The 4,916-nt window shown below is 62.7% G+C and carries 6 protein-coding genes, 2 tRNA genes and 2 pseudogenes; 4 read left to right on the top strand and 6 right to left on the bottom strand.

From position 1 onward, the window contains the following. Positions 1–250 precede the first annotated feature (250 nt). Positions 251–321: transfer RNA gene (locus NS2_RS35015), tRNA-Gly, on the top strand. Positions 322–343: 22 nt separating this feature from the next. After that, a tRNA-Pro gene (locus NS2_RS35010) sits at positions 344–420 on the top strand. 254 nt (positions 421–674) lie between these two features. Here the strand turns inward: NS2_RS35010 and NS2_RS35005 are convergent. Beyond that, the gene (locus NS2_RS35005; protein ID WP_052087098.1) at positions 675–1,019 is read right to left on the bottom strand and encodes a type II toxin-antitoxin system Phd/YefM family antitoxin; all 345 of its coding nucleotides are present in this window, start codon (positions 1,017–1,019) and stop codon (positions 675–677) included. 76 nt (positions 1,020–1,095) lie between these two features. Next, a pseudogene (locus NS2_RS38675) lies at positions 1,096–1,425 on the bottom strand (type II toxin-antitoxin system RelE family toxin); the annotation flags it as partial. Between the two features lie 120 nt (positions 1,426–1,545). Between NS2_RS38675 and NS2_RS38670 the strand changes: the two are divergent. After that, positions 1,546–1,893 carry a hypothetical protein gene (locus NS2_RS38670; RefSeq protein ID WP_230464953.1) on the top strand — a complete coding sequence of 116 codons (348 nt, stop codon included), beginning with the start codon at positions 1,546–1,548 and terminating at the stop codon, positions 1,891–1,893. 27 nt (positions 1,894–1,920) lie between these two features. Then, positions 1,921–2,196: pseudogene (locus tag NS2_RS38665) on the top strand (DDE-type integrase/transposase/recombinase); the annotation flags it as partial. Between the two features lie 818 nt (positions 2,197–3,014). Here the strand turns inward: NS2_RS38665 and NS2_RS34985 are convergent. From NS2_RS34985 to NS2_RS34970, 4 genes are all read right to left on the bottom strand, one after another. After that, positions 3,015–3,383, bottom strand: a complete 369-nt coding sequence (locus NS2_RS34985; RefSeq protein ID WP_052087099.1) for an MspA family porin — start codon at positions 3,381–3,383, stop codon at positions 3,015–3,017. A gap of 17 nt (positions 3,384–3,400) precedes the next feature. Then, a complete protein-coding gene (locus NS2_RS38660; RefSeq protein WP_353526872.1) occupies positions 3,401–3,553 on the bottom strand; it encodes an MspA family porin in 153 nt (50 codons plus the stop codon). 301 nt (positions 3,554–3,854) lie between these two features. Further along, positions 3,855–4,124, bottom strand: a complete 270-nt coding sequence (locus tag NS2_RS34975) for a hypothetical protein (protein ID WP_143161417.1) — start codon at positions 4,122–4,124, stop codon at positions 3,855–3,857. Positions 4,125–4,233: 109 nt separating this feature from the next. Beyond that, the gene (locus NS2_RS34970) at positions 4,234–4,632 is read right to left on the bottom strand and encodes a DUF4870 domain-containing protein (RefSeq protein ID WP_045440457.1); all 399 of its coding nucleotides are present in this window, start codon (positions 4,630–4,632) and stop codon (positions 4,234–4,236) included. Positions 4,633–4,916 lie beyond the last annotated feature (284 nt).

Here is a 4,916-nt window from a genome sequence, read left to right as displayed (position 1 = left end):
CGACACTAGCAAGCCACCCGACATCGAAAAGCCCTGATTCAGAACGGGTTCCCGGAGTCACGCGAATGGCGACGGAAGTGTCATCGCTGGCGTTGCGCCGGTGTTACACCCGATTTCGGCGAGTTCTCCGCGACGCGCCGACGGCACCCACCGACCGGCCGCGACGTGCGGGTACGGGACCTGATTGGCATTCCGGGAGTGAGGTTCGGTACAGTGCTCAACGCACACGGCATCCACGGATGCGGTGACTGCGGGTGTAGTTCAATGGTAGAACCTCAGCCTTCCAAGCTGATGGTGCGGGTTCGATTCCCGTCACCCGCTCTAGACCCGTTCGGGGTCGTAACGGGGTGTAGCGCAGCTTGGTAGCGCATCCGCTTTGGGAGCGGAGGGTCGCAGGTTCAAATCCTGTCACCCCGACCAAATCCATTCTCTACCAGCCACTTTAGCCCTTCGGGGTCTGAGTCGCTGTGCCTCGTTCTCCAGCGGTCTTCCGACTTGAAGCCCTTCCAGAAACCTTGCAGCAAGCGCGGTCTCGGAGGACGCTCACGCCTCGATCCGCCAAGCCGAGGGTGAGGGTTGTGAAACCTCCCAGATCTGAGGTGAGCGAACGCCTTCCGCGCCCCGCCCCTAACGTACCGACTGGCACACAGGAGCGGGACGGGAGGCGCTGGTGGTCAGATGCCGATATCGAGATCCCCTGCCGCCTCCTTGAACGACACCGTGTCGCCCTCACGATCGACGATCGAGAGGCGATCCTCCAGATCCTCGATGTAGTCCAGGAGCGCTTGATATCGCTCGTAGCCGATCAGGACTGCGGCGGGCTCCGAGTTTCGGAGGATGATCACATCCTTCTTGGCGGATTCCTCGATCTGCTCGGTGAGCGTGGATCGTGCCTTTCCGAACGCAGTGAGGGTCGGTCGTACGATCCGCGCTCGAAGGGTTCGGGGCAGTCTCGGCGGGAAGCTGGCGCGTGCGGACTTCTCGACTTCTGCGGGCTTGCTGGTCTTCTTCGTGGTCACGGTGGACTCCTTCCCCCACCCAGGCCGGCGGGGGCTCTCTCGTGGTGGTAGAGCGTTTCCGCTTGTACACGTCGCCTCGGGTGCCAATCTTGGTCACTGTGATGACTCGAATTCCGTCGTCGATGACGTAGATGACCCGGTAGCCGCCGACTCGAATGCGGTAGCCAGGGGTGTCGGTGAGCTTCGTACATCCGCTCGGTCGGGGGTCGAGTCCGAGGTCGAAGATCGCATCTCGAATAGCCTTGCGCTGCTTCGGCGGCTCGATGGCCGCCAGCTCCTCGAGCGCTTTGCGTTCGATGGTGAGTCGTACTCGTCGTCCGACGGGACTGCCGCACCGGATGCACCCGATGACGCTGTCGAAGTGGATGTGGTGGGCCGATATCGACGAGGGAGCCAAACCGGGCACCGGTACCAGCGAGTCGGCTTAACTGCGGGCCGCGAAACGCCGAATTCGGTTGCTGGAGCAGGAGAACGAGGTCCTCAAACGGGCTGCGGCCTATTTCGCTCAGGCGAGTCTGCCGGGAAGATGATCTACCCGCTCTTCCGCGAGCCGGCCGGAGATGGGATCCCCGTCACCGTGACGTGCCGGGTGCTGAAACTGGCCCGTCAGCCGTTCTATCGGTGGCTCGACGATCCGGTGACCGACACGGATCTCGAGCAGGCCTATCGGGCCAACGCGTTGTTCGATGCCCACCGCGACGATCCGGAATTCGGCTACCGGTTCCTGGCCGATGAGGCCCGCGCCGCGGGCGAGCCGATGGCTGACCGGACCGCGTGGCGGATCTGCTCTGCCCAGGGCTGGTGGAGCGTGTTCGGCAAGAAGCGAAGCGGCGAAGGCAAAGTCGGACCACCCGGCCATGACGACCTGGTCTAGCGCAACTTCCGTGCCGATGCCCCGAATCGTGTGTGGTTGGCCGATATTTCCGAACACCGGACCGGCGAAGGCAAGCTCTATATTTGCGCGGTCAAGGATCTCTGCTCCAACCGGATCCTCGGCTATTCTAGCGATTCGCGGATGAAATCGAGCTTGGCTGTCCGTGCGCTCAACAACGCGGTCGCCCGCCGCGGCGAGGTGGCCGGCTGCATTCTGCACAGCGACCGCGGCTCGCAATATGGAGAGCTTCTTCGCGCTGCTGCAGGAGAACGTTCTCGACCGCCGATCCTGGTGCAGCCGTGAGGAATTGCGCATCGCGATCGTCACCTGATCTTGCAGCAGTCCCGACTGTCTGGGTGGACCCGTCGGTTTGAGTAACGGACCCTGAAACTGTATCGGTGGCGGTGTCTGTGACTGTCTTGTTGTATTCAACCGGCAGGTTGCCGGTCGTTACGCCGTCGGAAACCTGCGCAGGGTCTGCGAAACTCGGGTTGACGACCTCGACCTGGAAACAAACCTGCCCACGTTCGCTGTCGGCTACCAGCGCATACCCAGGCGGGCAATCTTCGAGAACCGCACACGGAGGCCCATGCCAGTCCACTCCACATCCAGCGGATTCCCCTGGACCGTTGATATCTTTCGGCTCCGCGCTGGTCGGCACCCTCACCACTGTTGGCGTTGGAATGCCTGCGGGTGGCGCATCGTTGGTGGGTCCAGCGACGATGTCGGTGCCATTGCCTTGCGGTAGCTGCCCTGGCGCTTTGCCGGCCTGCCCCGGCACGCCACCGCCCGGCGCTTGCGTAGGGGCAAGCCCCGGCGCAGTCACTGGTGGTGTGGTTGTCGTGGGGGTGCCGGGATCGTGGCACACGTACGGCACCGGCGGCGGTGGTGGTGGCCCTGAGTCGCCGGGATGGCTTGCCCGCCAAGTGGATTCCCATGCAGAGTTATAGGCTGCAGTCTCCCTCTGGCAACGTTCTTCGGGGGTCTCACCTGTGGCAGTTCCAGCGTTGACCGCGAATAAAATGGCCGCGACCGCTGCCAGGATGATCGTTGACGTTGCAGCGATCTTCTCGCGCGCTCGGCGAGCGTGTTCTATCGGAATACGCAATCGATCCTCCCAATTAGATGGTGGTCGGGTCGGAATAGACCGTCACCGTCGTGTCGGTGACATGGGTGGACATGGAGAACTGGGTGTAGATGCGCACCGACACCGGTCCGAGGCAGTTATCCACGTGCACCTGAATCCCGGTCAGATCCGAGGCGCCGACCGCACCTTCGAGGACGCGTTCGCCGAGCGGGATTGTGGTGATCGCGCCGGGTTTGATCGTGGATTGGATCGATGGCGACACCGTCGCGCTACCACCGACATTCAGCGAGGGGCGTTCGGAGACGGTTACCGAGGCGTTCGGGCCGATCGAGCCCGATGAACCGGTTTGCAAGCCGGACGACACATCGGTGTTGCAGCCGAGCTGGAGGCCAGAGCGCAGCACTCCAGATTTCACTCCGTTCAGCCGTGCCCGGTAACCCGTCCGATGGCGGTGGCGTCGATGAAAGCCTCACGTGACCAGGGTGATTGGGCCAGGTTCGGCACAGTGTTCACGAGAACGTCAACCAAGGACACTTCCGCGACCCAGCCGTCGACCGTGGATTTGGCGACCACATGATCAGGACTGCGCACCAGCTCAGCGGCAGCCGACCCAGATGCGGAGTAGATAATAGCCAGCAAACAAGCTGGGGCGGCAAGTGTAGATGCTTTCAATGAGAATTCCCCCCAGAGTGTGAACTTCAATGAGCGGACGACCAACTCACAACATCAGAAGGTGAGACACTTAGCAATCTCTTAGCTATCATTGTGTTCGGGCTCACCTTCCGCTCATACGAGGGTCAGATCGGCTTATGTCTCCAGCCTGGCTCGGATAGACAAGTGCACCGCGCCGAGCCTCCGCGCCGTACATCTCCCGCTAGTTCGAACCGCCGTCCAGCGTTGAGGACTGGATGCGTGCCCGCTTGTCGGTCGTCTCCAACTCCCACGTGTGGTAGTGGCCGTGCACGAGAATGTCAGCGGCGCCAGGGTTCTGGTCGTGAAAGGTCTGCACTGCCCACCAGTCCATGGCCTTGCCGCGTCGCCACTGGTGGCCGTGGGCGATGGTGAAGACCGTGTCACCGGCCGCGACGGCCATGTAGCTGCGCTCGGGGTCAGGGGTGCGAATCTCAGGTTCAAATCCTGTCACCCCGACCATATTGCGCGACCTACCAGCCACTTTGGTTCCTTCGGCGCAGACGCCAACGGCCCGAGATGGACTCGGGCCGTTGATCTTCGGTTGGGGATCGGGTACGGCGTCAGTTGACCGAGGCGGCCAGGCGGTCGGCGTATGGGGCGGTGTATTTGCCGACGATGGGGAGTTCCGCGCGGACGCCGCCGGCGTTGTTGGCCTGGACCATGGCCATGATCCAGATGACCAGCGCGAAGAGTGCGAGGGCGAGGTCGGCGAGGCTGAAGATGATGCCCAGGGTTCCCAGTAGGGACGCGAGGATGCTCAGGACGATATTGGCCACCGAGACCGCTCCGAAGAAGACGATCGATTGGGCGGCATGGAATTTCACGTCGGGGTCGTTCTTGCCCACGAACAGGAAGATGATTCCGGTGAGCCAGCCCAGCGCGTAGGACAGGATCGCGCTGGTCTTTTTGTTCAAACCCGCGGACTGCGGCTGGTCAGCGGGGGACTGAGAAGATGTCATGGGGTAAGTAGATGGCGCGCTTCCCTCCTACCGATCCCAACTTTCAGCCTGCTTGATCATGACCGTGGCGGAGCGCGGCGTCAGCGTGGGTCGGCTGGACCTTCCGAGTTCGGTCCTGGGGCGCGGTCTTCGATGTCGACGCGGACGGCTCCGGCGCGGACTGAGCGCAGGATGAGCCAGCAGATGCCCACGGCTATGGCGAGGGCGAGGACAAGGATGGTGATGCCAACCACAGGGGGACCTCCACGCGGATGTCGGCCGGTTCTCGACCGCGGGCTAGTACT

The sequence above is a fragment of the Nocardia seriolae NBRC 15557 genome (assembly GCF_007990715.1).
Lineage (GTDB): Bacteria > Actinomycetota > Actinomycetes > Mycobacteriales > Mycobacteriaceae > Nocardia > Nocardia seriolae.
This window is presented reverse-complemented; position numbering and strand designations above follow the sequence as displayed.

Excerpts from the sequence above, each read along its gene's own strand:
- NS2_RS34970 (WP_045440457.1), bottom strand. The coding sequence starts at position 4,632 with ATGACATCTTCTCAGTCCCCCGCTGACCAGCCGCAGTCCGCGGGTTTG.
- NS2_RS38670 (WP_230464953.1), top strand. The coding sequence starts at position 1,546 with ATGATCTACCCGCTCTTCCGCGAGCCGGCCGGAGATGGGATCCCCGTC.